Annotated in this window: 30 protein-coding genes; all 30 read left to right on the forward strand. The window is 30.8% G+C overall.

Annotated elements, in window-relative coordinates; genetic code table 11:
- The first annotated feature begins 156 nt into the window (after positions 1 to 156).
- The 30 genes from C661_RS0102960 (at position 157) to C661_RS0103110 (ending at position 26,520) form a co-directional block, all read left to right on the forward strand.
- Entirely contained in the window at positions 157 to 954 is a 798-nt protein-coding gene (locus tag C661_RS0102960) for a lipid II flippase Amj family protein (protein WP_017413806.1), read from the forward strand.
- Between the two features lie 31 nt (positions 955 to 985).
- Positions 986 to 1,642 carry a zinc dependent phospholipase C family protein gene (locus C661_RS0102965; RefSeq protein WP_017413807.1) on the forward strand — a complete coding sequence of 219 codons (657 nt, stop codon included), beginning with the start codon at positions 986 to 988 and terminating at the stop codon, positions 1,640 to 1,642.
- A gap of 175 nt (positions 1,643 to 1,817) precedes the next feature.
- Complete coding sequence (locus C661_RS21195; protein ID WP_017413808.1) at positions 1,818 to 2,615, forward strand: APH(3') family aminoglycoside O-phosphotransferase; 798 nt, start codon at positions 1,818 to 1,820, stop codon at positions 2,613 to 2,615.
- A 1,007-nt stretch (positions 2,616 to 3,622) separates the two neighbouring features.
- Positions 3,623 to 4,975, forward strand: a complete 1,353-nt coding sequence (locus C661_RS0102980; RefSeq protein ID WP_017413810.1) for an MATE family efflux transporter — start codon at positions 3,623 to 3,625, stop codon at positions 4,973 to 4,975.
- Between the two features lie 7 nt (positions 4,976 to 4,982).
- Positions 4,983 to 6,281: a GNAT family N-acetyltransferase gene (locus tag C661_RS0102985; RefSeq protein ID WP_192812642.1), complete on the forward strand. Its 1,299-nt coding sequence runs from the start codon at positions 4,983 to 4,985 to the stop codon at positions 6,279 to 6,281.
- A gap of 156 nt (positions 6,282 to 6,437) precedes the next feature.
- Positions 6,438 to 7,670, forward strand: a complete 1,233-nt coding sequence (locus C661_RS0102990; protein ID WP_026050913.1) for an alpha/beta hydrolase-fold protein — start codon at positions 6,438 to 6,440, stop codon at positions 7,668 to 7,670.
- A gap of 179 nt (positions 7,671 to 7,849) precedes the next feature.
- Positions 7,850 to 8,671 carry a GNAT family N-acetyltransferase gene (locus C661_RS0102995; protein WP_017413813.1) on the forward strand — a complete coding sequence of 274 codons (822 nt, stop codon included), beginning with the start codon at positions 7,850 to 7,852 and terminating at the stop codon, positions 8,669 to 8,671.
- Between the two features lie 47 nt (positions 8,672 to 8,718).
- Positions 8,719 to 9,363 (forward strand): MBL fold metallo-hydrolase, encoded by a 645-nt coding sequence (locus C661_RS0103000; protein WP_017413814.1) that lies wholly within the window; start codon positions 8,719 to 8,721, stop codon positions 9,361 to 9,363.
- A gap of 75 nt (positions 9,364 to 9,438) precedes the next feature.
- Positions 9,439 to 9,882 carry a GNAT family N-acetyltransferase gene (locus C661_RS0103005; RefSeq protein WP_017413815.1) on the forward strand — a complete coding sequence of 148 codons (444 nt, stop codon included), beginning with the start codon at positions 9,439 to 9,441 and terminating at the stop codon, positions 9,880 to 9,882.
- A 328-nt stretch (positions 9,883 to 10,210) separates the two neighbouring features.
- Positions 10,211 to 10,972 carry a Nif3-like dinuclear metal center hexameric protein gene (locus tag C661_RS0103010; RefSeq protein WP_017413816.1) on the forward strand — a complete coding sequence of 254 codons (762 nt, stop codon included), beginning with the start codon at positions 10,211 to 10,213 and terminating at the stop codon, positions 10,970 to 10,972.
- 58 nt (positions 10,973 to 11,030) lie between these two features.
- A complete protein-coding gene (locus tag C661_RS0103015) occupies positions 11,031 to 11,615 on the forward strand; it encodes a GNAT family N-acetyltransferase (RefSeq protein ID WP_017413817.1) in 585 nt (194 codons plus the stop codon).
- 122 nt (positions 11,616 to 11,737) lie between these two features.
- On the forward strand, positions 11,738 to 12,196 hold the full coding sequence (locus C661_RS0103020) for an NUDIX domain-containing protein (RefSeq protein WP_017413818.1): 459 nt from the start codon (positions 11,738 to 11,740) through the stop codon (positions 12,194 to 12,196).
- A 37-nt stretch (positions 12,197 to 12,233) separates the two neighbouring features.
- A complete protein-coding gene (locus tag C661_RS0103025) occupies positions 12,234 to 13,142 on the forward strand; it encodes a GNAT family N-acetyltransferase (protein ID WP_017413819.1) in 909 nt (302 codons plus the stop codon).
- A gap of 33 nt (positions 13,143 to 13,175) precedes the next feature.
- The gene (locus C661_RS0103030) at positions 13,176 to 14,354 is read left to right on the forward strand and encodes a nuclear transport factor 2 family protein (protein WP_017413820.1); all 1,179 of its coding nucleotides are present in this window, start codon (positions 13,176 to 13,178) and stop codon (positions 14,352 to 14,354) included.
- Between the two features lie 153 nt (positions 14,355 to 14,507).
- Positions 14,508 to 15,395 (forward strand): GNAT family N-acetyltransferase, encoded by an 888-nt coding sequence (locus C661_RS0103035; protein WP_017413821.1) that lies wholly within the window; start codon positions 14,508 to 14,510, stop codon positions 15,393 to 15,395.
- A 120-nt stretch (positions 15,396 to 15,515) separates the two neighbouring features.
- Positions 15,516 to 15,980: a GNAT family N-acetyltransferase gene (locus tag C661_RS0103040; RefSeq protein ID WP_017413822.1), complete on the forward strand. Its 465-nt coding sequence runs from the start codon at positions 15,516 to 15,518 to the stop codon at positions 15,978 to 15,980.
- Positions 15,981 to 15,999: 19 nt separating this feature from the next.
- Entirely contained in the window at positions 16,000 to 17,229 is a 1,230-nt protein-coding gene (locus C661_RS0103045; protein WP_157785670.1) for a nuclear transport factor 2 family protein, read from the forward strand.
- 339 nt (positions 17,230 to 17,568) lie between these two features.
- Positions 17,569 to 18,027, forward strand: coding sequence for a GNAT family N-acetyltransferase (locus C661_RS0103050; RefSeq protein ID WP_017413824.1), 459 nt, complete (start codon positions 17,569 to 17,571; stop codon positions 18,025 to 18,027).
- A 361-nt stretch (positions 18,028 to 18,388) separates the two neighbouring features.
- Positions 18,389 to 19,300 carry a GNAT family N-acetyltransferase gene (locus tag C661_RS0103055; RefSeq protein ID WP_017413825.1) on the forward strand — a complete coding sequence of 304 codons (912 nt, stop codon included), beginning with the start codon at positions 18,389 to 18,391 and terminating at the stop codon, positions 19,298 to 19,300.
- Between the two features lie 129 nt (positions 19,301 to 19,429).
- Positions 19,430 to 19,591 carry a hypothetical protein gene (locus tag C661_RS23540; RefSeq protein WP_017413826.1) on the forward strand — a complete coding sequence of 54 codons (162 nt, stop codon included), beginning with the start codon at positions 19,430 to 19,432 and terminating at the stop codon, positions 19,589 to 19,591.
- 196 nt (positions 19,592 to 19,787) lie between these two features.
- Positions 19,788 to 20,315: a GNAT family N-acetyltransferase gene (locus C661_RS0103065; protein WP_017413827.1), complete on the forward strand. Its 528-nt coding sequence runs from the start codon at positions 19,788 to 19,790 to the stop codon at positions 20,313 to 20,315.
- Positions 20,316 to 20,356: 41 nt separating this feature from the next.
- Complete coding sequence (locus C661_RS0103070) at positions 20,357 to 20,605, forward strand: hypothetical protein (protein WP_017413828.1); 249 nt, start codon at positions 20,357 to 20,359, stop codon at positions 20,603 to 20,605.
- Between the two features lie 61 nt (positions 20,606 to 20,666).
- Positions 20,667 to 20,882: a hypothetical protein gene (locus C661_RS0103075; RefSeq protein WP_017413829.1), complete on the forward strand. Its 216-nt coding sequence runs from the start codon at positions 20,667 to 20,669 to the stop codon at positions 20,880 to 20,882.
- A gap of 27 nt (positions 20,883 to 20,909) precedes the next feature.
- Positions 20,910 to 21,590, forward strand: coding sequence for a hypothetical protein (locus C661_RS0103080; RefSeq protein ID WP_017413830.1), 681 nt, complete (start codon positions 20,910 to 20,912; stop codon positions 21,588 to 21,590).
- A gap of 262 nt (positions 21,591 to 21,852) precedes the next feature.
- Positions 21,853 to 22,437, forward strand: a complete 585-nt coding sequence (locus C661_RS0103085) for a sugar O-acetyltransferase (protein WP_017413831.1) — start codon at positions 21,853 to 21,855, stop codon at positions 22,435 to 22,437.
- Positions 22,438 to 22,548: 111 nt separating this feature from the next.
- A complete protein-coding gene (locus C661_RS22605) occupies positions 22,549 to 23,379 on the forward strand; it encodes a class I SAM-dependent methyltransferase (protein WP_017413832.1) in 831 nt (276 codons plus the stop codon).
- Positions 23,380 to 23,412: 33 nt separating this feature from the next.
- Positions 23,413 to 24,123, forward strand: coding sequence for an Ntn hydrolase family protein (locus C661_RS0103095; RefSeq protein WP_242825968.1), 711 nt, complete (start codon positions 23,413 to 23,415; stop codon positions 24,121 to 24,123).
- 133 nt (positions 24,124 to 24,256) lie between these two features.
- Positions 24,257 to 24,820, forward strand: coding sequence for a YdcF family protein (locus tag C661_RS0103100; RefSeq protein ID WP_017413834.1), 564 nt, complete (start codon positions 24,257 to 24,259; stop codon positions 24,818 to 24,820).
- A 109-nt stretch (positions 24,821 to 24,929) separates the two neighbouring features.
- Positions 24,930 to 25,976: a DUF5700 domain-containing putative Zn-dependent protease gene (locus tag C661_RS0103105; protein ID WP_017413835.1), complete on the forward strand. Its 1,047-nt coding sequence runs from the start codon at positions 24,930 to 24,932 to the stop codon at positions 25,974 to 25,976.
- 76 nt (positions 25,977 to 26,052) lie between these two features.
- Positions 26,053 to 26,520, forward strand: a complete 468-nt coding sequence (locus C661_RS0103110; protein WP_017413836.1) for a low molecular weight protein-tyrosine-phosphatase — start codon at positions 26,053 to 26,055, stop codon at positions 26,518 to 26,520.
- Positions 26,521 to 26,723 lie beyond the last annotated feature (203 nt).

The raw sequence follows: 26,723 nt of genomic DNA on the forward strand, positions 1-26,723 counted from the left end.
TATGGAAATAAAACAATATCTTGTAAGAAATTTGGTAATACTTATATAACAGGAAGGTTAAAGAATTAAAACCTTAAAGATTTTATTTGCAGACAAGAAAAGTTTTATTGGGAATCTTAAAAAAATGAAACGGTTCATTACTAAAGGGAGATTACAATGATTTTAAATTCTGATTTACTTACAAAGCTAATTTTTTTCACAATTATTATACATATAGTAGACACCTTAGCCTACTCTGTTAGGTTGAATTCAGTTAAGAGTGGAAATTTTGCATTATCAATGTCTTTGTTCAATATTATAGTTTTAGTGGCAAGAACTGCAAACATGGTTCAGGCTCCACTGATTGGATTAATTATTGATAGAAGCATTAATGCTAACCATAATCCTATTATGGAAATTAGATATACAGTGTTTGGAACTACTATTGGTACGGTAATAGGAATTTTACTAATACCTACCTTTTTGAGGATTTTTTCTAAGGCTGTTACAAAACTTGAGGAGACAGGTTCTGTTCCAAGCTTAGTATTACAATCACTAAGCCTTGCAAATATAAAGCGTGTAGCAAGAAATACTGTATCACCATCAAGAAGTATGATTAAAAATCTCAGGTATAAAAATATTCCTAAAAGATTACTATTAATAAATATTTTTATAACTGGGGTCTATACAATAGGAGTGCTAGCAGCTTATTATGCATCAACCTTTAATCCCGCTAATAGGGTAGCAATTTCCTCTTCTTCAGGAATGATTAATGGAATTGCAAGCATACTACTAACTCTTTTTATTGACCCTAAGGCAGCAATGATAACCGATGAGGCAATGAGAGGAAAGAGAGAATATGGAGATGTTAAAGCCTTAGTAATAGTGCTCATTGGAACAAAGCTTCTAGGAACTTTACTAGGTCAGGTGCTATTAGTACCAGCAGCTAGAATCATAGAGTTTTTCTTTAGATAGTAAATAAATTTAATAAATGAGGGAGAGTAATATGGCAACATGGATTGCACATTTAAGAGTAGGGGAAAAAATGTTAAAAAGAGATTTTAACTTGGAGGTAACTCCATTTCTAATTGGAAATATTGGGCCAGATTCAGGAGTACCAAATGAAGATTGGAGCAGTTTTAATCCGCCAAAGAAAGTTACCCACTGGTTAGATAAAGATAAAAAAACTGATGCTGAAGGGTTTTGGAATAAGTATTTAAGTAATTTAAAAGTAAAAGAAGATAAGGAAAGATACTCTTTTCTATTGGGGTATTATGTGCATTTACTTACGGATATTCAGTGGTCAAAGCTTTATAAAAAGAAGAAGGAGCTTCCACTTTATAAGAATGGTCTAGAAAAGGATTCAAACTTTATTTGGACAATAAAAAAGGATTGGTATGGGTTAGATTATTTATATTTAAGTAAAAATCCACAATCCATGTTTTTTACAGTGTTTAAAAATGTTAGACAAGTTCCAGATTATCTAGATTATTTTCCAAAGGGAGCCTTTGAATTGCAAGTTAAGTATATAACTCAGTTTTACCTAGGAGAAAATGAAGAGACCAAAGAAAACTTCATATACATAACAGAGGAAGAAATGGACAAATTTATTGAAGAAGCTACTGAAGAGATTGCAAGTATATTAAAAGAAAAGTTATGTTAATTGAATTAAGTTAAGCTATAGTCTCAATGTTAAGTCATAAGGTAGTAGAAAAAAGAGAGAATAAGTGGGGGGAAAGTTTATACTTATTATCTTAAGGCTTTTATTAAGGTGTAAGATAAGGGGATATAAAAGGTTGAAAATATAAAAGAAGAACATAAGAGGGGATTCTAAGTTTATGAGAATAGATGAGATGATTTGTAGCTTTCCAAAGGAGTTAAAAGAACTTCTTGAAGGTTGTAGTTATGAAGAAAACAAAGTAGGCTGCTCAAATACTATGGTTTACAAAGTTATAAGTAAAGATGAAAATGACAATAGGTATTTGAAAGTAAGTAGCAATGAATTTGAAAACTTCAACTATGAAGTTGATTTGCTAAATTGGATGAAGGGAAAGTTGCCTGTTCCTGAAGTGCTATATCATGGACACAGTGGAGAATATGAGTTTTTCCTTATGTCCGAAGTTTGTGGCAAGGATTCTTCAATGATAGATGAGGATACTGACAAGGTAAAAGTGGCAAAAGCTTTAGGTAGAGGATTAAGATTAATTCATAGTGTACCAATTAAACACTGCAATTTTGATCAAAGGCTAGAAACTAAATTAAAGATTACAGAATTTAATGTGCAAAATGGTTTAGTAGATGAGGAAGACATAAAAAGTACTGACCCCAATATTACCCCAGAGAAAATATTAAAAGAACTACAAGATAATAAGCCTAATAGTGATGATAAGGTGTTAACTCACGGAGACTATTGCCTTCCTAATATCATATTGGATAAGGACTACAATATTTCAGGCTTTATTGACTGGGGAAGAGGGGGAATCTGTGATAGGTACCAAGATATAGGCATCGGGTGTAGATCCATAAAAAGCAATTTAGGAGAAGAAATGGTACCAATATTTCTTGAAGAATACGGCTTAGATAAAATTGACTATTCAAAGATTCATTATTATATATTATTAGACGAGCTATTTTAAAAATCTACAACAAACTTATGTAGCATTTACTAATAGGTTTGTATAAAAGGTCAAAGTGATATTAATTATCTTAATATTACTTTGACCTTTTGTGAATTATGCCATAGTGACAAGGGCTTTAGCCAGTTATAAATATAAATATGTTTAAAATAAATGAAAGAAAATTTAGAAAAAATAAAAAATAATTCTTGATATAATTAGTAACAATGTATATAATTGTAATATAAGTTTTAATGATTATTTGGAAGATGAATTATCTCATGATTTTTGGTGGTAATTCTTAGCTTAAAATTAAGCTTTCATGGAACAAAGTACATTTGTTTGAATTAGAGTTTCTTCCAAAGTAGTTGATAAAATTAATTTGTGTTTATTTAAGGAGGTTCTATTAATGATTAGATATACTTGCTAGTAATTTTCAAAAATGAAAATTCAAAAGAAGTTTTTCCATACCTAGTTATTAGGTCTTTTTGTGATGCTTCTTTAATAGTAAGTTGAAAGAGTCATTTTATAGAATCTAAATATTATATTGTTTTTCAATTATGTGCTTTAAGTTTTAATATGAAGTTTTTAACATATTAAATGCTTTAAAAAAGCCTAAATTTAATTTATCTATATGAATTATTGGTGGGTTTCTTAAAGTGTATGAACTTAGCTTTGCTAGGTTTGTTTATGTGCAAGCAGTTTTGAAAAATAGAATAGGTATTTATGACTATAGGAAGGCAGTGCTTTCTTATAGTCTTTTGTTTTTTTGATTTTTACTACAGCCATAGGTGCACTTCATAAAAGAACATAATTAAAAATAAATAAGGAAATTAAGCAATTACAGGCTTCCTTAGTTAAGGTTTAATTTATTTAGGTTCAAAAAGCCTTAAGGGAACCAGGGTAGGACTCATGTATAAGTTAAGTATTAACTACGGCTCCCTATATAATAGGAAAAAGTTTAAGTTATTTAGGGGGATTAGGATGATAAAGAAAATTTTAAATCAGCAGGAGGAATGGGGGATAAAATGATTAAAAGAATAACAAATTTTAAAGCAACGTCAGATTTAAAAAAAATATTTCAGCTATCTTGGCCAGTAATGGTGGGTATGATACTCCAAAGTTTACTTGGAACAGTGGATATGATGTTTATATCTATCCTTGGAACTACACCACTTGCAGCATCATCCATAGCTAACTCAGCAACCTCAGTGGTATTTGTGTTTTCAACCTTAGTTTCTGCAGGGGTTATAGCTTTAGTTTCAAGAAGCTATGGGGAAGAGGATATGGACTCCGTTAGAAAGTTTAGTGGGGAGGCCTTTCTAATTTCACTAATTATTGGAGGAATTCTTAGCGTTCTTTGTTATATCTACACGGTGCCAATAATAAAGCTTATGTTTAATCCAGGACCTGAAATTGTAGGGTTTGCAAGAGAGTATCTTTCAGTAATGTTTATAGGAACAGTATTTGTGTTTTTAAATTCAGCGGCAAGAACAATTATGCAGGCCCTTGGAGATACAAAAACACCTCTTTATATTTTTGGAGCATCAAATATAATTAATGCAATCTTCACGCCTTTATTTATGTTCCCTTTAAATATGGGAATAGCAGGTGCTGCCTGGGCATCTGTATTATCTATGGTATTTTCAATAGTAGCTATAGCTTATTTATTAGTTAAAAGAATTTATAATAAGAGTTTTATAAGTTTTCTTAAATCTATGAAGTTAGAACTAAGTAATACCTTAAGAATTTTAAAGATTGGAAGCTGGGCATGTATACAACAAATTGCAAGACCTATAACAGGAATGCTAATGGTAAGGCTAGTTTATGAAGTAGGGGGAAATTCAGCTTCAGCAGCCTTTGGAGCAGGAGGCCAATTATTTAACTATACTTTTATATTTCTTGTAGGATTATCTACAGCTATTGCAATTATGGTAGGTCAGAGCCTTGGAAGAAAAGATATTCATGGCTGTGACAATATCATAAAAGAGGGTATGAAACTGGCAGTTTTTAATATGATTTTATTTGCAATACCTTATTTCATTTTCCCGGAGGGAATCATGAAAATATTTTCAAGAGAATATGAAGTTATAAAGGTTGGAGCAGAGTATTTAAGAATAGTTTATGTTGGAGTAATTTTTGTTATATTCCCAACAATTTATGGAGGAGTTTTTCAGGGAGCAGGGGATACCTTCCCTCCTATGATTTCATCCTTAATTGCAAATGTGGTGTTAAAGTTACCAATTGCATATTTACTAGCTAAGACTTTTAACATGGGAACTAATGGAGTATGGATAGCAGTAGCCCTATCTGTAATTATTGAAGCAGCAATCATAATTATTTATTTTAAACGAAACAAGTGGAAAGAGAAGGTTATTTAAAATGTTAATGAAAGTAAAAATGAATAAAGCTATAAGAGACTTTTTAGAAAGTGATCTTATTTATAATTTAAATGTATTAGGTGTAATAGATAACATGCCTGATGCAGAAATATATGTGGATGATGAAGAAGCTCCTAAGGGAGTAATGGTTAGAAAGGATTATTTTAACTATATATACTCGGAAGATGATAAATTCATAGATGAAATGTTAGAAAGTCATTTTGTAGAAGGATTTTTTGGATTCTCAGGGCTTAAAAAATCTATAGCAGATAAAATTAGAACCAGATTTATGAATTCTTGGGAAAGCAAATGCAATCTATATTACTTACCTGAAGAGGCTTTAGATTTAAGCTTAATCAAAACTCCTGTTAGAGATATAGATGTAAAAGATGCTGAAGTAGTTGATAAGTACTACACTTATAGATCACCTTGGAGCATTCATGAAATAAGGGAAGATATAACAAATAGACCTTCTTCAGCAGTATATGTGGATGGGAATATTGCCTGCTGGGTATTAATTCATAAAGATGATTCTATGGGAATTATGTATACCAAGGAAGAGCACAGACAGAAGGGCTATGCGGTGGATGTAACCATTGATCTTGCAGAGAAAATCATTAAAAGAGGAAAGATTCCTTACCTACAAATTGTTGAAGGAAATAGCATGTCCCCAGGACTTGCTAACAAGTGTGGATTTATTCCCTATGGAAAATGTGAATGGTTTGGAATAAATGTAGGATTTCCTAAGGAAACAGTAGAAGCAAGCAAAAAAGGAAAAGAAATATTTATAGAAAACCTTTTAGAACCTCTTAAAAATAGGTTAAGGATTGATAACATTACAGAAAACCATGGGTATAACACCATGTTTGAGTTAGATAAAATAACTTGTAAGGTAGATGACTTTAAGGTTGAGGAAGTCAAAGATAAAGAGAATATCAAAAAGTGGTGTGAAATAGTTACTTCAGCTTATTGCAATAATAAAGAAGAATTTAAAGTATTCAATGATGAACTATTTGCCACTATGACTAAAGAAGAATTACCTTTTACTCTTTATCTAGGATACTTAAATGGAAAGGTGGTTTCAGCAACTTCTACTGTAAGATTTGAGGAAGTGAGCTACTTCTACTTTACTACTGTGTTAGAAGAAGCTAAAAATAGAGAAATTGAGATGGCAACTATAATTGAAGCTTCCAGATTAGAAATGGAAAAGGATATGGAATTAGTTATAGTCCAAACTTGTAAAGAAAAAATAGACTTATATGAAGAATTGGGATTTGTATTTATACCAGAAGAGAAATTAGTTTAATTAAATCTAATATGTGGATTTAACCACTTAAATTTAATTCAACTAAGAAAAAGCTATGATATAAGATCGTATAAAGATAAGGATATAGATAGAATAGGAGTTAGTTTTAGGGGGATTAGAGGAAATTATACAGTAAAGATGAGGGGAAGGGTTAGTATGAAAAAATCATTACTTAATAGTAAGATTATTCTTCAATTAGAAGAGTGTTTTAAACGATATGGTGATAAGGCTGTAGAAGAATTTTTGTATGATTTAAAAAAGTCAGGTACTCCAGTAATAGAAGAGATTGAAAGTGATACCAAAAATAATTTAGTTACTTTTGTATATCAAGGTGATAAAGATTGTACAAGTGTTTTGTTTGTACCAAATATAGGACAAGATAGATTTAAAGATAGTTATAAAGATTTTCAAATGCAAAGAATAGTAGGAACGGACATATGGTACATTACTTATGAAATAGAAAATGATATGCGGTTAATGTATTACTTTTCGCCAAATGATCCACTAGATAATAATTGGGGTGATAGATATGATAATAGATTCGTATATGATAGATTCAATAAAAAATTAATAACCTTTAAGGTGGAAAATGAAGAGGCATATAGTAAAAGCTCTTATGTAATAATGCCAAAAGCACCAGAAGACAAGTGGACGAGAAAAATAGAAGATGTACCAAAAGGCAATGTTAAAGAATATGGCTTTGAAAGTGAAAACTTAAAGGATAAACGCAGAGTTAGAGTTTACACACCTTATGAATATTCTAAAGAAGAAAAACCCTATGGATTTATGGTTCTAACAGATGGTGATGATTATATATATTATCTTTCTGCAATAGAAACACTGAACAATCTTATAGCTTCTAAAAAAATACCTCCTATAGTTGCAGTGTTTATTGATTCAAAAGAAGAAACAAGAGATGAGGAGCTTACCTGTAGTGACTCTTTTGCAGAAGTTGTTACAAAAGAGTTAATTCCATGGATTAGGCAGAATTATAATGTTTCTAAAAGTCCAGAAGAGGCAATAATTTGTGGGATTAGTTATGGAGGATTAATGGCAGCTTACTTAGGGTTAAACTATTCAAAGATATTTGGGAATGTTCTTTCTCAATCAGGTTCTTTTTGGTATAAGTCAGTAGGGTTTAGTGATACTAAAGAGGATTGTTTTATGAGTGACAAGTTTAAAAAAGTAGCTAAACTGCCACTGAAGTTTTACTTAAATGTAGGAGTTTTAGAACATAAGGAAATGATTTATGCAAATATAAATTTAAGAGAAACCTTAGTATCTAAGGGTTATAAAGTTGATTTTCAATGGTTTAATAGCGCTCATGACTATTTATCATGGGGAGAAACCTTGGCACATGGATTGATTTCTCTTATGGGAACAAAGTAGGTTGTAGAAAAATTGGACTAGCACTAGGTTGTGCGTCCAAAATTATATTGGAATGTTTAAATAGCAATGTAGAAAAGAAGTGGAGATGGAAAGAGTTTATATAAGGAGATTAGTTAGCAACTAGGATTAAAGTACTCCTTCTTGTCCATAGAATAATTAGTATTGGAAGTGTTGATGTAATGTTACAAGAAGAAATATTGCAGTTTATAGAAAGCATATCCCCTCAAGCAAGGGATTATGTACAAAGTTCTTTTGAAAATATTGAGGTATTATACTCTTTGATTACAGATAAAAACAGTGGTGTGTTTGTAAAAATTCATAGTGAGGATTGTTGTGTTTTTTATGCATCTTTTCTTAATGAAGATAACATAGAAGATATTCTAGAGATAATCAAAAATAAAACTAATGAAGATCTTTCAAAAGTAGGTTCAAAAGAAGTATGTTTCAATGTATATGGAAATAACCTGAAAATAATTAATTTAGTAAGAAATTTGGGCTTTAAATTAGATATTGAAGGATACTACCTTGAATATGTCAATAAAGAAATACCTCAACTAAAAAATAGTAATTTAACAGTTAAAGGCTTTGAAAGAAGTATGTTAAAAGAATATGTTCATTTATTTGATAGTGCATATTATCAAATAAATATAGATAATCATTGGGAAATAAATAGCTATGCTAAAAATGAAGATCAATTTCATGAAAAACTTAATACTTTGAATAAACATAACCAAGTTTATTCATTTTGGATAGATAAGGAATTGATTGGAGCTTACATTTTAAAAGAGAACTATATTATGGATTTTGTTGTAAATCCAAAACATCAAAACAAAGGGTATGGAAGTTATATATTAGCACACTGTGTAAAAAACATGAAGGAAACTAAGGCTATTGATAAGGTAAGACTGGGAGTGGTAAAAACAAATACTGCTGCTAGAAGGTTTTATGAAAGAAATGGATTTATTGAGGTTTCATGCTATTCAGAACACACATATAGCTAAGGTTATAAAAGGTTAATCCCCTTAGGGGTAAGTCAGGAGGAATTATTATGAAAATCCAAAAAATAAAAAATAGAGGTGTTTTATTTACATATACTACCTCTTCGGGGTGGGATTTAAATATTCATCTAATTATGGGAGAAAAATATAATTATATCATTGATACAGGATTAGGTTCTTTAAGTATGGAGCCAATTAAGGAATATATAAAAGATAGCAATAAACCTATTATTGTAATAAATACACATTATCATTGGGACCATGTGTGGGGAAATGGTTCATTTCAAAGTTCCATAATTATATCCCATAAACTATGTAGAGAGATCATTGAATCAAATTGGGAAGAGATGATGGATAAGAATAAGCAGTATTGTCAAGGGGAAGTAGAAATGTATCTTCCTAACTTAGTTTTTGAACAGGAGCTTTATTTCCCAGAAGATAAAATAAGAATTATATACACACCTGGGCATACCATTGATTCCATAAGTGTAATAGATGAGGAAGAAAAAGTGATTAATGTAAGTGATAATATTGGGGATAATCTTGATGAAATTATTCCTAATATTTATTGTAAAAAAGAGCTTTATCATGCCACTCTTTTAAAGTATATGGATATGGATTTTGATACTTGTATATCAGGCCATAATGTAATTTTAGGTAAGGAAATTATTGAGAAAATATTGAGTATTCTATAATAATTTCTACTATTAAGGAAATTTTAATTTATTGCTATGCAAAGAGTAAAAATAAGTAGTATGAGGAGGGGGAAAATGGAAGATCTTCTTTTATTAAAAATACAAGAACATATGATTGATGAATGTGTGGATTTATTTATTGATACATTCACTAAAGAACCGTGGAATGATATTTACCAATCAAGAGAACAAGTAGTGAAGTTTTTTGAGAATCATTTTATTAATAACTATTTTGTAGGTTATGCAGCTATGCTAGATGATAAAATAGTAGCTTTAAGTATTGGAATGAAAAAGCCCTGGATAAAAGGCTTTGAATATTATATTGATGAATTTTGTGTTAGTTATCAAATGCAGGGCAAGGGTATTGGAAGCTGGTTTATAAACGCAATAGAAGAAAATATTAAAGAACAAGGAATGAATGGAATAATGTTAAACACAGAAAAAGAGTATCCCTCACAAAAATTTTATGAAAAAAATGGATTTAAAACACTTGGTGACTTAATAATTCTTGTTAAGTAGCATGGAAGTTAATTGTAAGGAATTTAGTGGAAGTATGCTCCATGAAATAACATTTAAAATTGACAAAGATTCATTCCGGGATAGTTTAAATATTTGGAATACTAGATGTATGAAAGTTGATAGAGGATTTTAAATTAATGGGGAGATTTAATTGATGAGTTACCAATAGAAGAACTATTAAAGGCTCAAATGTTTATGAATCTAAAATATCTTTTTATGGAAACATGCTTTCTAATATAAACTACTGCAATTTATTTATATTAGATAATTAATGCACAATATAAGGGATTACGATTAAATAAAAGTTTGATAAATTGGGAGGTAGTATATGGAGGTTTCACATATTGTTGAAAGAATTAATGACCTTTTTGATGTAACAAATAAGGAAGTCTATTCTAGTGAATCTGGGGTTACGTACCATGCAGATAGACAAGTTAAAAAAATAGGATACTGTGTTAACCTAACCCTGGAAACTATAGAGGAAGCAAGAATTCATGGAGTTGATATGATGGTGACACACCATCCTGCATGGGATGAAATATATGGGTTAAAAGAGGCGTGCATAGAAACGCTAGCAGAGTATGGTATAAGTCATTACTATAATCACTTACCCCTTGATGACTGTAACTTTGGCACAAATGATAGTTTAATAAAAAAATTAAATTTAGGAAATGTTAAAAAAACTCATGAATGGGAAGGTTTATATTTCGGTAGAATCGCTGAATATGATGAAGAAATTGAATTCAATGATTTAGTAAAAAGTATTGAAAATCTACTTGAAGAACCCGTTAAATCTTGGAGGTTTAATAATAAAGGAGTTAAGCGAGTGGGTGTACTTTGCGGTAATGGAGGGCCAACAGCTTGCCTTAAGGAAGCTGTAGAAAATAAGTGCGATGTGTACATTACAGGTGAATGTAATTTATATACCATTGAATATGCCCAGCTTAAAGGGATAAACCTTGTCATTGGAAGTCATACCTTCACAGAAGTCTTCGGAATTGAAAGTTTAGCATGGAAACTGAAGGAGAAAATAAAAGAACTTGAGGTAGTGAGGCTTAATGAAAAGCATTATGAAGCCAATATAAAATAAGATGGAATAATAGGTGTTTAAAAGCTGATAGTTGATTTTAAATTAAGGGGGAATCTTTGTGAGAGAAGCGGCATATGAAAATTATTTTTGGCAAAATGAAAAGGTAAGACTAAGACCTTGGAGAGAAGAAGATTGGGAATGGATCTATAATACTGGATTTGATACATCTTTAGGTAGGTTAGCAGGATATAAGGTTAATTTACCTCCAACAGTTGTAGAGGCAAAAGAGTATAGTAAGGAAGTTGAAAATTGCAAAACAAAAGATGGCAGAACAGTCTATGCTATGGAAACCTTAGATGGTGTACATGTAGGAAGAATAATTTTTTCCTTAGATGAGGAAAGACACGGCACCTTTGGAATTGGACTTAGGATTGCTAAAGAATATCAAGGCAAAGGCTATGGGACAAGTGCAATGAAGATACTTTTGCAATATGGGTTCATGGAAAGAAGACTAAATAAATGTTCAGCTACTGTTTTAGAAAGCAACGAGGGTAGTATTAAATTGCATAAAAAGCTAGGGTATGACCAAGAGGGTTTACTTAAGGAAAGTATTTATATGAATGGAAGCTATCATAATGAGATATGTTTTGGCTTAACAAAGAAAATGTATTTAAAGAGTATAAGTAATATATGTAAAAAATAGGACCTCAAAGATAAATATGAATGATTTAATAGTAAATGAGATAGGACATGGGAATTTTTAAAAATTATTAGGGACCATTAAATAGATTATTATATAATAAGCAAAATCATGTGGAGGCAACTATGGTTATTGAATTGAATAATAAAAATAAAATAATCTTTGGAGAAAAGATTGATGGTATAAATTATATTCTGAGAGAAGGAGTATATGGGGTAGCATTTAATGATATTGGGCAGGTAGCAGTACTTAAAAATGAATATGGTCATTTTTTGCCTGGGGGGGGACTAGAAGATGGAGAAAAACTAGAAGAATGCCTAGTAAGAGAGTTCAATGAAGAATTAGGATGTAGTATATTTATTGATAAATTTATTGGAGAAGCATCCAAATATTATTTTTCTGAAGCATTCAATCAATATAGACATCCAATTGGATTTTTCTTCAAAGTAATTGTTAAGAATGATGATTTAGAATCAATGGAAAAAGATCAAATCTTAATTTGGATGTACCCTCATGAGTGTATAGAACTTTTACATGAACACCAAGGTTGGGCGGTATCAGAAGCAAAAAAACAACCAAGTTAATATTTGATTTTGAATGGGAAAGGACTGAGAATTAGAAATGAAGGGTATAGGTCAGGAAATTGATTTAAGGGATAATATAAAGTTAGTGTATAAGGATCCAGAGGTGTTTTCTAAATATTATATTATTTATCATGGTCAGAAGTATGCAAATTATTATTTTAGAAAGTCATCATCCTTATTATTAGAGAAAGCAAAACTTATAGATGCGGGTTATTTAATTTTAAAAGATGAGCAGGTTGTTGGTGGGGTTCTCTTAAAGCCTAATTTTATGGCGGATCTATTTATTGTTCCACCATATAAGGACTATGAATTTATAGGAGACAAGGTAATAAAATACCTAAAGAAAATATCAGATAAAAATAAGAATATACTAATTCAAGAAGTGTTAGAGGAGTATTTGCACTTTTATGAAAGTAAAGGGTGTACAATTTTTGAAGATGGTTTTTGGATGACTAGACCTACAGAATCTATGGAAGCCATTGTTCCTGAAAACTATGAGATAAAAGCTGTTAGTGAAGAGCATAAGGAAGGAATTGCAGAGTTATTAATAGCAGCATACTCAGCAAATCCCGCTTTTAAATCAGTGGATAGTAAGGAATGCTATATGGAACATGTAGATAGTGCCATTAAATATAGTAAGAACAATGCTGCACTTTACAATAGTTCAAGAGTAGTGATTTGCAGGGACACAAATAAGGTTGTAGGATCATGTTTGCATATGGAATTTGAAGAACTTCCATTAATTATGAGCTTTGCTGTTAGTCCAGAACATCAAGGAAAGGGAATTGGAAGTTATTTAATTAAGAATTCAATTAGCTGTACAAACACAATTTACCCAGCAACTAGACTATTTGTTTATAGCAACAATCCAGCAATGAAAATTTATGAACACATGGGGTTTATTAAAAACAAAACAATCAACGATATGTATTTAGTTAATGACTAAAGTGCAAAAATAAATTATTTGGGGGAATTAATCATGGAAAGATATAAGAATATAAATTCAATTGAAGAAGTAAAGAAAGTCCTCGGAGATTTTCAAGAGCTATACAAATACAAAGATATTAAAAAGGTTGATAATTATGTAGACGAAGAATTTTCTTCAAGGGAGGGTCTTGCAGTACTTGGTAGCAGCATGGGGCAGTGGTGTTTTAATACTGAGGATATAAAAACGCTTATAAAATCTCATTTGGCTAATGAAAATAACTACTGGAAGGATGTAAATTTCAAATTTCAAGAGGCTAAGATTTTTGCAGATGAAAATGTAGCCTGGGTTGTTTCTATTGGGGTTATTAGAAACACAATAACTGAGGATGAATATATTGAAAATACTATTAAGAAAGTAAAAGAACTATTAGACAGGGAAGATAGAAGCAAGGTAGATGCCCTTAAAGCGGCAAGCCAAATGGCTAATACATTAAGACAGATAGAAAAAGGTGAAAATTATATATGGCCTGTTAGGTTTACTTGTGTGCTTATAAAGGAAAATCAAACTTGGAAATTCCATCAGATGCAGTTTTCCTTTGATTCTGAGACCTGGCCAGATAGATTAGATGATGAAACTTATATTAAAAGTATATTTGAAATGCCTGAAGTAAATTCAAAGGCTAAGTATGAAGAAGTAAGAAATACCCTTCAAATACTTCAAGATGGATATATAAAAAGAGATGTAAATTATGTTGATGAATATATGAAGGAAGTTTTCTTGCTCAATGAAGACTTAATAGTAATAGGTACAGATGCAGATGAGCTTTGCCTTGGGGTTGATGCTGCTAGAGGAATTGTTGAATCTGATTGGAAGTATTGGGGAGACTTTAAGTTTAATGTAGACAATGCGTTAATTTCAGTTAATGGGGATGTTGCTTATTTTACTACAAAAGCATTTTTAGAAAGAAATATAACGGATAAAACAATGCTTGGCTGGATCAGTTCCTCAAATAAATATACATTTAGCTCTAAGGAGATACCTAAACATAAATTGTTGGAAGCTCTTAATGATACTATCGGGTATATGTACGAAATAGAGAAAGGTGAGACCTTTATTATACCAATGAGGTTTTCAGGAGTATTAGTGAGAAAAGATGGTAAATGGCTTGTTCAACATCTTCAGTACTCGGACTACAATGAGGGCATGCCTGAAGTAAGAAAGTTTGAATAATGGTGTCATACCCCATTGTAAATGTTAAGTCTTTTGTAATTTATGGTGAACTAGAGGGTTTTAAATATATTATAAAGTGAAAGTAATGAAAGAGATTTTTATTAATAAAGATGATATTAGGAGTAGAATCTATCGTTGGGGAGAGCTGATTATATGGATATAAAATTTAAAAATTATAGTAAAGATGATTATTTTAAGGTTTGTGAGTTTCTTATAAAAATATCAAAGCAGAGTGAACAGCACATTAATTGGAATTGGGCTAGATGGGGATGGATGATTCATCATGCTGAATTTGACAATAGTATATCAGATAAAATAGGAATGTGGTTTGATGAGAATGAATTAATTGGAATAGCTACTTATGATCATGTTTTAGGTGAATCAATTTTCCTTGTAGATGAAAGGTATAAATTTCTAGAAGAATCTATGCTGAAATATTGTATTGAGAATTACATGGATGAAAATGGCCTTGGAATAGCAATTAATGATGCAGATAAAGAATCAATTGAATTATTAAAAAGAAATAGTTTTGTAGTAAATGAAAATGCAGAGAATGTATTACAAATAAATCTAGAAACAGCTGATATTGAATATGTTATTCCTGAAAATATAAAGATTAGTAATGTTAAGAACTTAGATGATGTTTTTAATTATAATAAAGTACTATGGTATGGTTTTGATCATGAAGGTGATATACCTGAAGATGAGGAAAACATAGCAAAGTTTAGAAGGATGCTTTCAGCACCTCAAAATAACTTTCATTTAAATGTGGTTGCTAAGGACGGAGATAATTGGGTTGCCTTCTGTGCTTGCTGGTATGATAAAAATACGGATTATGCATATGTAGAACCAGTATGTACAGTACATGAATATAGAAGAAAAGGAATCGGACAAGCGGTTGTATTAGAAAGTTTAAAAAGATGTAAAGAATTAGGGGCTAAAAAAGCTTATGTAATATCAAGGGATGAGTTTTATAAAAACTTAGGATTTGAGCAACACTCACATTACACTTTTTATTGGTATAAAGAATGTAAGAATTAGAGCATTAACAAAGGTAATTGAGAAAAAATGTAGCTTAGCAATATGTTTTTTATCAAGGTGAATTGTATGAAAAATATATTATAAAAAGATTATTAAGGTTCTAAAAGGGGATGGGAGAAAATGAGTGAAGTTATAGTTCATGAAATGAAATATTGTGGTGGAAAAGTAAAATCTGATGTTACCTTAGTTAATTATTGTGATGCTTACTATGAGGATTATCGCAAAATTTGTTGTGATTGTTTTCGTAGTCTAAGTTTAGCTACAAATTTAGATCCTGATGAATTTTACACAAGAGAAGACATGATAAAAAAGAAGGATACAGTTTATCTGATGTTCCTTAAGGAAGAAATGATAGGGTCCGTTGAAATACATGATAATGTAATAGATCATCTCTTTGTAAATGAAAAATATCAAAATAGAGGATATGGAAAGAAGCTTTTACTCTTTGCAATTAACTATTTACAACAGCTTGGAGTTAAAGACATTATCTTGTACGTAGCAGATATAAATAAGGAAGCTGTTAAGCTTTATTTGAATAATGGATTTAAAATTACAAAAACAACAAAAGAACATTGGGGAAATTAATAAAAAAGGGGATTTAATTATGAGAAAGATTGAAATTAATTTATTAGATAAAGATACGAATGGGGCTTTAGAAAAAGTAAAAAAGTGTGATAATGATGCACATATAGAAATAAGACAAGTCCTTGAAAAGTTTCAGCAGGGATATACTGAGAGAAATTTAGAAAAGGTGGAAACCTTTGTAGAAGAACTTTTTATTAAGGGAGAAGATACTTGTGTTTTAGGCACTGCAACTGGGGAACTATTTTTAGGTAGTGAAGAAGTTAAGGAGTTGATTAAAGGTGATTGGGAATATTGGGGAAATGTGAACATTAATTGGGAAGATGCCCATATTTCTATGAAAAATCAAGCTGCTTGGTTTTCAACCACTGGTAATGTAAGCTACTCCTTTGAGCATACTCCAGAAAGATACGATGGCTATGTTGATTTTATTAAAAATATTGCTGAAGATAGTAAGATATCACCAAAGCAAAGGGTGGCTTTTATTAACCAAGTTTTAACCTTAACCTACCATCAACGTGAAGGAAAGAAGAGAGAGTATCTATGGCCAATGGGATTAAGTGGAGTACTTTTAGAAGATGGGGGTGAGTGGAAAATCTCTCATCTACAGTTTTCACTTGCAAAATCTAATTTCCCTGATGAACGATTTGAAAGTTCAGAGGAGTTTATAGAGAATTATAATAATCAAAATAACAAGGTTAAGGAATACAAAAATAATCAGATTACAGAAGAGTTAAAAGTTCTTTTAAGAACCTTAGAATCAGAATTAATTGGGCAAAGTGAAGTTTCAGAGGAAATAGTTAAAAAATGTTTTACAAAATATAATGTACCTTCAATTATAGGCACTGAAAACAACCTACACTTTGGAGTTAATAGTATAAGTGAATTTTTCTCTCAGCAAGGTGACTTAACTCTTTCACTAGACTTAGACCATGCAATTGCTCAAAACAATAAGGAACTTATTTGGGTTGAAGCTACTGGATTGTTAAAGAAAGATATAAGTGAAGATAATCTGGCAGAACTTACTTTAAAGGATCTAGGTAATTTATTTAGCAATGATGTTGAATCTAAGGAAAAAATATTTGCTGCACACAAAGCTGTAGCCTGCTCTTTAAGGGAAGGGGCTTCAGGTGAAGCTTACACTTATCCAGTAAGACTTACAGCAGTGGTATCAAGGGAAGATGAAAAGTTAGTATTTGAAAATATACATTTTTCATTCCCATCTTATTGGATATTTGAAGGGAAACTATAATGTAGAGCCATCTTTAGATTCTAATGATTAGCTAGAGTTTCAAAAGATATAAACTAATGAGGAGTAGTGTAATATTATAAGTTTGGCAGTTTAATGAAAATTATGGTAAAATTAAGAAGATAATTTACTAAGCAATTAAGTAATCAAGGCAGAATTCTAAATCCTAGTACTGTTTTTACTATAAGTTAGTGAAAGTAGAATACTAACAAAGGATTTAATTCTGCCTTGAGTTTTATCCAAATGAATACTTTTAACTTGTATTCAATAAATTATAGAGGTGTAAAATGGAAATAGTTACAGAAAGATTATTTTTAAGGGAACATGTAAGGGGGAATGGTTATGTACCAATATTATAAAGGCATGATTATTAGAGAAGGGGCCAATGGATTAAAAGGCGACACTATAAAGAAAATGTATGTGGAAGCTGGCTGGGCAAGCAATAGTCAACCTCAATGGCAAGATGAAAAGTATGAAATTTGCTTTAAAAACTCAATGTGGGTTTTCACTGTATGGCATAAGGAAGATATCATAGGCATGGTAAGGGTGGTATCAGATGGAGTTATGACTGCTACAATACAAGACTTAGTTGTTAAGAAGGAATACAGTAGAAAAGGCCTAGGAAAAAAACTTGTGGAGTTATGTCTACAAAAATTGCCTCATGGAAATTGGTGGGCACATACAACTCCTGATAATTACGATTTTTATAAAAACTGTGGCTTTGAGATTCCACAGATAGCTACAGGAGCAACAATGACCTATATGGGGTTTGCTAAGGCTAAGCTAGATGGCCATAGGTAGGCGTAAAATCTTAAGTTTGAGAAAAATGGAGCAGTCACTAAAGAAGTATATAGAAGTATAGATGGTTAAAAAGAGAAATTGTAAAACATTAAATTATAATTTAGGCATTATATGCAATTAGGCATCTGAAAATAAATAACAAGTCAAAGATGTAAAGGATATTTTGAGTTCACAAGCAAGCTTGTGCGATAAGGAAACAGGTTCTGCAGATAGTAGAGCTATCTAAGGGTTCTGTTGACGCAGTATAACACAAAATAGCCGAGCATACTGACTTATTTATTTTTTGAAGATGCCTTATACTGAACGGCAATGAAAAGTTAGCATAAGCAGGTAGACTTAATGGATTAGAGGGAGACAAACCATGGAGAGAGTTTGGTCAAAGGATTTAAAAGAATATGATTTAAAGGATGGGTATAGTATTGAGAAGGCTCAGTGGGAGGAGTTCTCAGTATACTTTGCTGTATATGAAGTATTTGAAACTAACATTTGGTTTAGGCAGAGCTTTGATACTTATTGTTCAGTTTTAAAAGATTGTGATATATGTTTTTGGATTAAGAAAGATAATTTCAGAATTGGTGGTGTATTACTAGATTTAAATTATATGAACTGTTTATTTCTTCAACCACCGCATAATGAATATGATCTTATAATAGGCAAGTTAAAAAATTTATTATTAACTTACTCAGATAGTAACAAACCAATTTATGTTGGCACAGTTAAACCAGATAAAGTTAAATACTATCAAAGAGCAGGTTTTAAGAGTGGAGAGTCTAGAAGATGCATGATTAGACCTACGGAGGAATTTCATATAACTTGGGATTGTGATTATGAAATTGTTTCAGTAACAGAGGATAAGAAAGGTGACATAGCAAAGCTATTTACTGAAGCATTTAGTAATGAAAGTAAAGATGGAACAAGTTTTGAAAAAGAGAGTGAATCAGCTGAGTTTTATTTTGCTAAAAACCCGAAAAATACTTTAGTAAATAAAGCGTCTACTCTAATTTATGAAAAGAAAACTAATGAACTAGTAGGTGCATGCCTAATTTCTATTTGGGAAGAATGGCCTAATGTTTATGATATAGCTGTAAAGCCATCCTTTCAAAAAAGAGGACTAGCTAAAAATATGCTAAAAAGGGCATTAACAGTATTAAGAGAAGGCTACCCTACACTAAGACTATTTGTAACATTAGGTAATGAGGCAGAAATGCTTTATCATCAAATGGGATTTTTAGCTGGTACGGAAACAACAGAAATGATTTTGCCTGCAAGATAAAGCCATAAATAATCAATAAAGAAATAAGAAATTGGGTTGGTTTTGTATTATAAGTAAGGGTGAATTAAGTCGTAGTGGTAATTTGGAACGAACTAAATGTGATTCTAATAATCAAGAGGGGGAAATATTTTGGGTGCATTTATACTTGTATTAATTTTTGCTGGAGTATTATTGTACATTAATATAGTTTCTACAATGAAAAAAATTAGGAAAGAACAGGGGACAGAACGTAATACTTTATTTGGGTGTATTTTAGTGGCATTGATTTTATTCTTACTTTGCTTGCTATGAGGTTGATTTTCATGATATAAGGAGTCCAATATAATGTTGAGTATGCTCGTTATAAAGTATGGCACACTTTTATTATATACCGAATTACCAGCAAAGGTATTAATATGTTATATACAGAAAATAGTATAAAAGGAAAAGAGGTGAGTTTTAGTGGGAGTTTAGTGCTTGTTATACACTCTCTCACTAAAGATAACTTATGTTTTTTACAAATTTAGAGACAGAGAGATTATTATTAAAAAATATAAATGTTAAAGATAGAGAATTTATATTTGATATGTTTTCAAATCAAATGGTAAATAAATATTTATTTGATGCAGAGCCATTGACAGATATTAGTGGTGCTGATGAAATTATTGAGTTTTATTTAGAACCTGAACCACGATTACAACATAGATGGATTATTATACGAAAATCAGATGGTGTAAAAATGGGCACTTGTGGATTTCATTGTTGGAATACTTCAAATTCCACTGTTGATGTGGGCTATGATCTAAAGGAACAGTTTTGGGGAAATGGATATATGCAAGAGGCAGTTAAAGAAATTGTTGGATTTGCTAAAGATAAGATGAAGATTGAGACTATAAGTGCTTCTATTTATATAGAAAACAAAAAGTCAGTAAAACTTGCAGAAAGTCTTGGGTTTACTAGGGTGGGTTATTCTACAGAATTATTTAGAGGAAAAGAATATCAGCATTATAGATATTCTCTTATCTTCAATAAGTAAAGGGCTATGCTAAAAATCCATTATAAGAAAGGGTGAAATATGTGAAAGAGAGTGAAATTGACAAGCGAAATATTCTTGATGAGGAACCATTTTCATATAAGGTTACTAAAGATAAGAAGGTCTTTATTTATTGGCAGGGTAAACAAGTAACCATATTAAAAGGAAAACTCAGTGAAGAGTTTTTGGCCAAAATACAAAACGCAGATACAAAAGAAACTCAGCTAGTTATGGCAAAGGTAACTGGCAACTTTAAACATGGTAATGAAAAGGATAATAAGACTAAATATTAATTACTTATAAGTGAAGATATATACAATACTTAATATGAGGGTTATAGAAAAGGGGAATTAAATGAGAAGATATACAGAACTAGAATTAAAAAAGGCACTAGATACAATAGAAGAAGGCAGCACTTTTTCAGAAGTATCAAGGGAAACGGGACTTAATAAAAGCATTCTGGCAAGAGAAAGGAGAAAGAGAAAAAATGAAAAGGGTCATATGAATATAGCTAGAGATAGGGTAAGAATAACTGAAGAAATTATAGATGCATATGAAAAAAATGTTTAAGAGCTATTGAAAGGGGATATAGTGAATATGAAGAAAATATATAAGGCTTTACTTATTGTGCTTGCTACTTTAGCTATCTTTATAGGGTTATATTATATCCAATATCCAACAAAGGAAGATAGAGCAAGTTTAGAAAGTGAAATTCAAAGTTTTCAGGATTTTGAAGGTATAAAGATACAAAATGAAAAAATAATAGACAATAAAATAATTGCAATGTATACATTTAATGGTGGAATGGGCTATGCAATTTTTAATAAAGGAATTAATGGGAGATGTTTACTTACTTCTGCTCATAATAGCAATGGTGATACTATCCTCATTGGCTGTGAAGAAACTAGTAAAGATAGCTACAAAGTTTTTGCAGGTAAGAATTATGACAATAAAATTAACACTATTGAATTTATTGATACAGATGAAAGAAGAATTACAGTAGATGTTTCAAAGGAGGATTATTATATTTTAGCACTAAGTAATCTGAAGGAAGCATCTCCAATGGGAAAATTCAATTTATATGATGCAAACGGAAATAGCATAAAGGAAGAAATTATATCAAAGTATTTACGATATGGTAAAGGCGGGGACTCAAAATTTAAGATGGAACTTAAGATGTTTGATTTATGGTATGTAGTTGTAACTTTTATTAGTGGGATATGTATTTATTTGATTTATAAACCTAGCAAAAAGGAAAACATAGCAACAATAGGATAGTAAGAGGGAGAGTTAAGCTGCTAAAAGTGGATGAGCTTTTAAAAAAGTATTGGACAAGAATTTTGAAGTAATTCAAAGAATCAATATCAGTGTTAATATATATATTATCTTGAAATTAATATTATAATTAGGGTATAGATTAATTATAATTTATTACATAAATGTAGTATTTTAAAGTATATAGATTTTAGTAATGTTACAGGAATAAAGTTGTTTGATTTAATTACAATTTTTATGATAATTTAACAGGGAGAATAATACTATGAATTTTGAAGAAAAAATGAAGATGAATAAACCATATATATCTAAATATGAGGACATGGATCCTACTTTAAAAACAAATGCAAGAAACTTGTTGTGGGAGTTTAATAATACAAAACCAGATGACAATGAAAGAAGGCAGGAAATTTTAAGGGAACTTTTTGGTTCATGCACACCAATGACCTTTATAGAACCAACTTTCCGATGTGATTATGGCTTCAATATTCATTTTAGTGGAATGGCAGTTATCAATTACAATTGTGTCATGTTGGATACTTCACCAATTCACGTTGGGAAAAATGTATTTATCGGACCAGGCACCTGTATTTCATGTGCAGGTCATGCAGTTGATTCAAAGCAAAGAGCTGAAGGGATAGGAGATTCAAAACCAATTACTATTAAAGATGATGTTTGGATTGGAGCAAATTGCACTATTCTCGGAGGAGTGACTATTGGTGAAGGAAGTATAGTGGGAGCAGGAAGTGTAGTAACAAAAGATATTCCAGCAGGTGTTATTGCAGTAGGTAATCCATGTAAAGTACTGCGAGAAATCACAATAGAAGACAAGTGGAATTTGTGTGAATAAGTTTAAATAAAATTAAATAGGGGAAGTCCTTTGGCTTTCCTTAAAACTTATATATTTTTAGCATTATTATAAAACACAGCCTATTATTAAATAGTAATTAAGGGGAAAAAAATGAGTGACGAAAATAAAAGTGGCACTAACTTATGGGATAAGGTTGCATTAAACTTTGGTAAAGTAGGACCAAAGTATTGGGATAGCTTTGGATTTAAGTTGGTTGAACTATCAATCATTGGAAGTGGAGCAAAAGTATTAGATGTTGGAATGGGTAGAGGTGCTTCATTATTTCCAGCAATACATAAAGTGGGTAAAACTGGACATGTTATTGGTATTGATAATTCAGAAGTAATGGTTAGAGAAACCTATAAAGATATTATAAGTAAGAATATAAGTAATGCAGAAGTTAAGGTAATGAATGCTGAGCACTTAGAGTTTCAAGAGGATTATTTTGATAATGTTTTCTGTGGTTTTGGGTTTGGATACCTTATGTTAAGTGAAAATAAACTACAAGGTGTAAAAAGGATTTTAAAAACTTGTGGGCAGGCTAGCTTTAGCATATGGGGAGTACAAGAAGAACAAAAATGGTTGACAAAAATCATTGGTAATTATATCAACAATGATAATAAAAGCATTAATAACAATGCTAAAAACTATATTCCTAAATTTGATACGGTGGATACAGTAACAAAAATATTAAAAGATGAAGGGTTTAAAAACATTAAGGTTTATGAAGAGAATAATGTTGTTATTTATGAAAGTAAAGAACAGTGGTGGATGGAAATGTGGGCTAATGCTGTAAGAGGGATTTTTGAACAAGTAGAAGCTTTGGGCTTAGATAAGCTTGAAGAGTTTAAAAATGATGTATTTAATGAACTTGAGAACTTTAAGAAAGAGGATGGGATATGTTTTAATATGCCAGTTATATATGCTTACGTAGAAAAGTAAGTTTATTATTATAAACAGTTAATATACGAGGAGATGATATTTGTGTGTACAAGCTTTATTTATAGAGGTAAGGATACAATTATAGGAATGAATTTTGATAACAATGGCATGAAATATGCAATAGATACTAAGAATTCTAAGTGGTTCACAGTACTTGTTGATGGGGGCCGTGGAAAATATCCTTCCTTTGGAGTAGATAGCAGTGGTAGATTTTTTAATAGCCTTGTTGTGAATTCAAACGGTAAAGGTCTATATCGAAGACCAAGCAAAAAAGTAACTCATACAACTAAGCTTGTTACAGATATTATAAATGAAGTTATTCATCCTGAGAATTTGGGGGAGTACTTAGATAATATTGAAGTTGTTAATACACCAGACTGGAGTTGTCATAATATGATTTGTGATGCAAATGCAAATGTTTGGGTGGTGGAGCCTGGCCGTGGAAATATAAATAATACAGTAAATGATTCACCATTTTTTGTTATGACTAACTTTTCTTTATGGGAGCATTTACATGAAAATGTTGAAAGTAATTGTCCACGTTATAAAGCAGTTTCTAATGAATTATCAAATGTAGAGGAATTAGATATTAGCAAAGCGTTTAATATATTAAATTCAGTAAGTCAACGAAATGAGGAATGGGTTACAGCCTTTTCATTGGTATACTCAAAAAAAGCACATACTGTATATTACTGTTTGGATGGCAATTTCAGCGAAATAGCAGAGTATAAGTTTCCTATTTAGCTGTAATAGCTTATGAGAAGGCTCTTCATTTAGACAAGCCTTAATTATGATGCTAAGCTAAATTTTACTAAGTATTTAATTAGTAAAAGTTTAAAATGTTATGTGAAATAGCTAAGGAAATGGAGGTTTTAAAATGAGTTATCTCTTTGATTGTATAACGGATTTAGTTTTTGTGAAAACGGAAATAAAACCAGCAGATATAATTTTAGTGCCAGGGGGAAGTCATCCCCAATTGATGGAGAAGGCAGCAGAATTATATAAACAGGGGTTAGCACCATATATATTGCCAAGTGGGCACTATAATCCTAAAATACCTGATTATAACTCAGAATGGGAATTTTTAAAATCCATAGGAGTAAAATTAGGTGTACCAGAACAGCGAATACTAAAGGAAGATCAAGCAGCACATACCTTTGAAAATGCAGAATTTTCATGGAAGGTTATAAAAGAAAACAATATAACTGTAAAAAAGGCTATATTAGTTTGTAAGGCATATCATTCAAGACGCGCATTATTAACTTATCAATCAGTATTTCCAAAGGATATAGAGTTTTATGTTGCATCTGTCTCAGATAAGAAAAATATTGAAGAAAATAATTGGTTCTTAGAGGAAGAAAAAGTAAGCACTGTAATGGGTGAAGTTGTAAAAATAGGTAGGTATTTTGAACCTTATATTAAAAAACTGCAAGAAAAATAAGGGGGAGAATTTAAAACACTAATTAACCCAAGTTAAGAAAGGTATTGGGTACAAGAAGCGAGATGGAACAATAACTAAAAAAATAGTAGAAATAAAGGGTGGGGATTTTATGGAGATTAACATTAGGTATGAAACAGTTTCTAAAATGCTAGAGCTTTGCAGAAAGCACAAAGAAGGAAAATTACAGAGACGAGAGTTAGAAGAATTACTAAACCATGATGATTACAAAGTAGAGTTTGAAAGATATAATCAGAAGGGTTTACCCATGTGTGGTATAGAAAAGGAAGAGTTTATAGAATACTTTATGAATTTTTTTCACTTAGATATCGCAGATATAAAGAATGAAAGATTAAAAATTCATCATGGCCAATACACTTATCTTTTTAATAACTTAGATTTTTATGAGAAAGAAATTGAAAAGTTAAATAGCTTTAGTGTCAATATATTTGAAGAAGGTCTTGAGTACACATTTAATGGGTTGCCAAAACAAGTGAATTTTAATAGATTAGATTTTATATTCACTATTAGTATAGGAAATAGTTTTGGTTGGTTTTACGAACACTACTTGCATTTTGATATACTTTATTTTTTTAAAGCAGTGGATATGAATATATTTAGAAGTTATATTGGACATGAGGTACATCATATAGGTTTCAATAAATTTACTGAGAAAATATATGAGAGAAACCTATCTCTAGAGGATCAATTATATTTATTTCTTGCCTTTGAAGGACTAGCAGTAAAATATTGTAATAACGGACAAGGGATATTAACTAACTCCATATATGACGGAGAAGCTAATATAGGAATAGATAAGTTTACTTGGAAATACTTTGAAAATGATTTTAATCATATGTATGATAATTTTAAAAACCAAATAAGATCTATTAGAGAAGGCAGGATTAAAGATATTGATGAGTTAAATGAAATCATATCAAATTATTGGCTGAATTTATATACTGATGAACAGGAAAAAAGTGAAGTTCCAAAACTTATGCATTCTAGAAATTATTATTTCGGATGTAACATATGGGGATTAATTCATGATATATATGGAAAAGAGAAAGTTTACGAAGTAGTAAGTAATCCTAAGTTGTTTCCAGAAGTATTTAATAAAGCTCTAAAGCACATAGGAAAAGAAGAACTCTATATATAATGAAATAAGGTTTTTTAAAAAGTGGTAGAATAAAATGAATTTGTTCATAATTTAAAGTAAGGAGTTTTAGGAAAATATGATAAAAGTAATGTTTGTATGTCATGGTAACATTTGTAGAAGTCCTATGGCTGAATTTGTGTTTCGCCACATGGTGAAGGAGAAAAAACTTTTGAACAAGTTCCATATAGCCTCATCAGCTACTAGTAGAGAAGAAATAGGGAATGATGTTCACTCAGGAACGAGAAAAAAGCTAAGGGAAGTTGGAATTCCTTGTGACAGCAGGACAGCAGTTCAACTTACTAAGAGGGATTATGAGGAATATGATTATATTCTTTGCATGGAAAGCTACAATATTAAGAATGCACAGCGTATTGTGGGGGAATATAAGGCTGGCAAGATTAGGAGATTACTTGATTTTTCTAGTAATCCAAGAGATATTGCTGACCCTTGGTATACAGGAAACTTTCATGAAACCTATGGAGATATTGTAGAGGGGTGTGAAGCTCTGCTAGAACATATTTTAGAAAAAGGAATCATTTGGTAAAAAGTTTCTCTATTATAATCAATGGAGCGCCGTGAAAAGTAACTTCACAATATAACTTTAATTTAAGTAAAGTATTCACCTACGGGCTTTCATGGTGAAACTTTATTTTATTAATGTTCAAAAGCCTTAGGGAAACTAAGGTACATACAATAAGCAAGTTATGGCCTAAAATTGATTTACTATATATCTACTATTTATTAATT

Source organism: Clostridium tunisiense TJ (assembly GCF_000300195.1).
GTDB classification, from domain to species: Bacteria; Bacillota; Clostridia; order Clostridiales; family Clostridiaceae; genus Clostridium_J; species Clostridium_J tunisiense.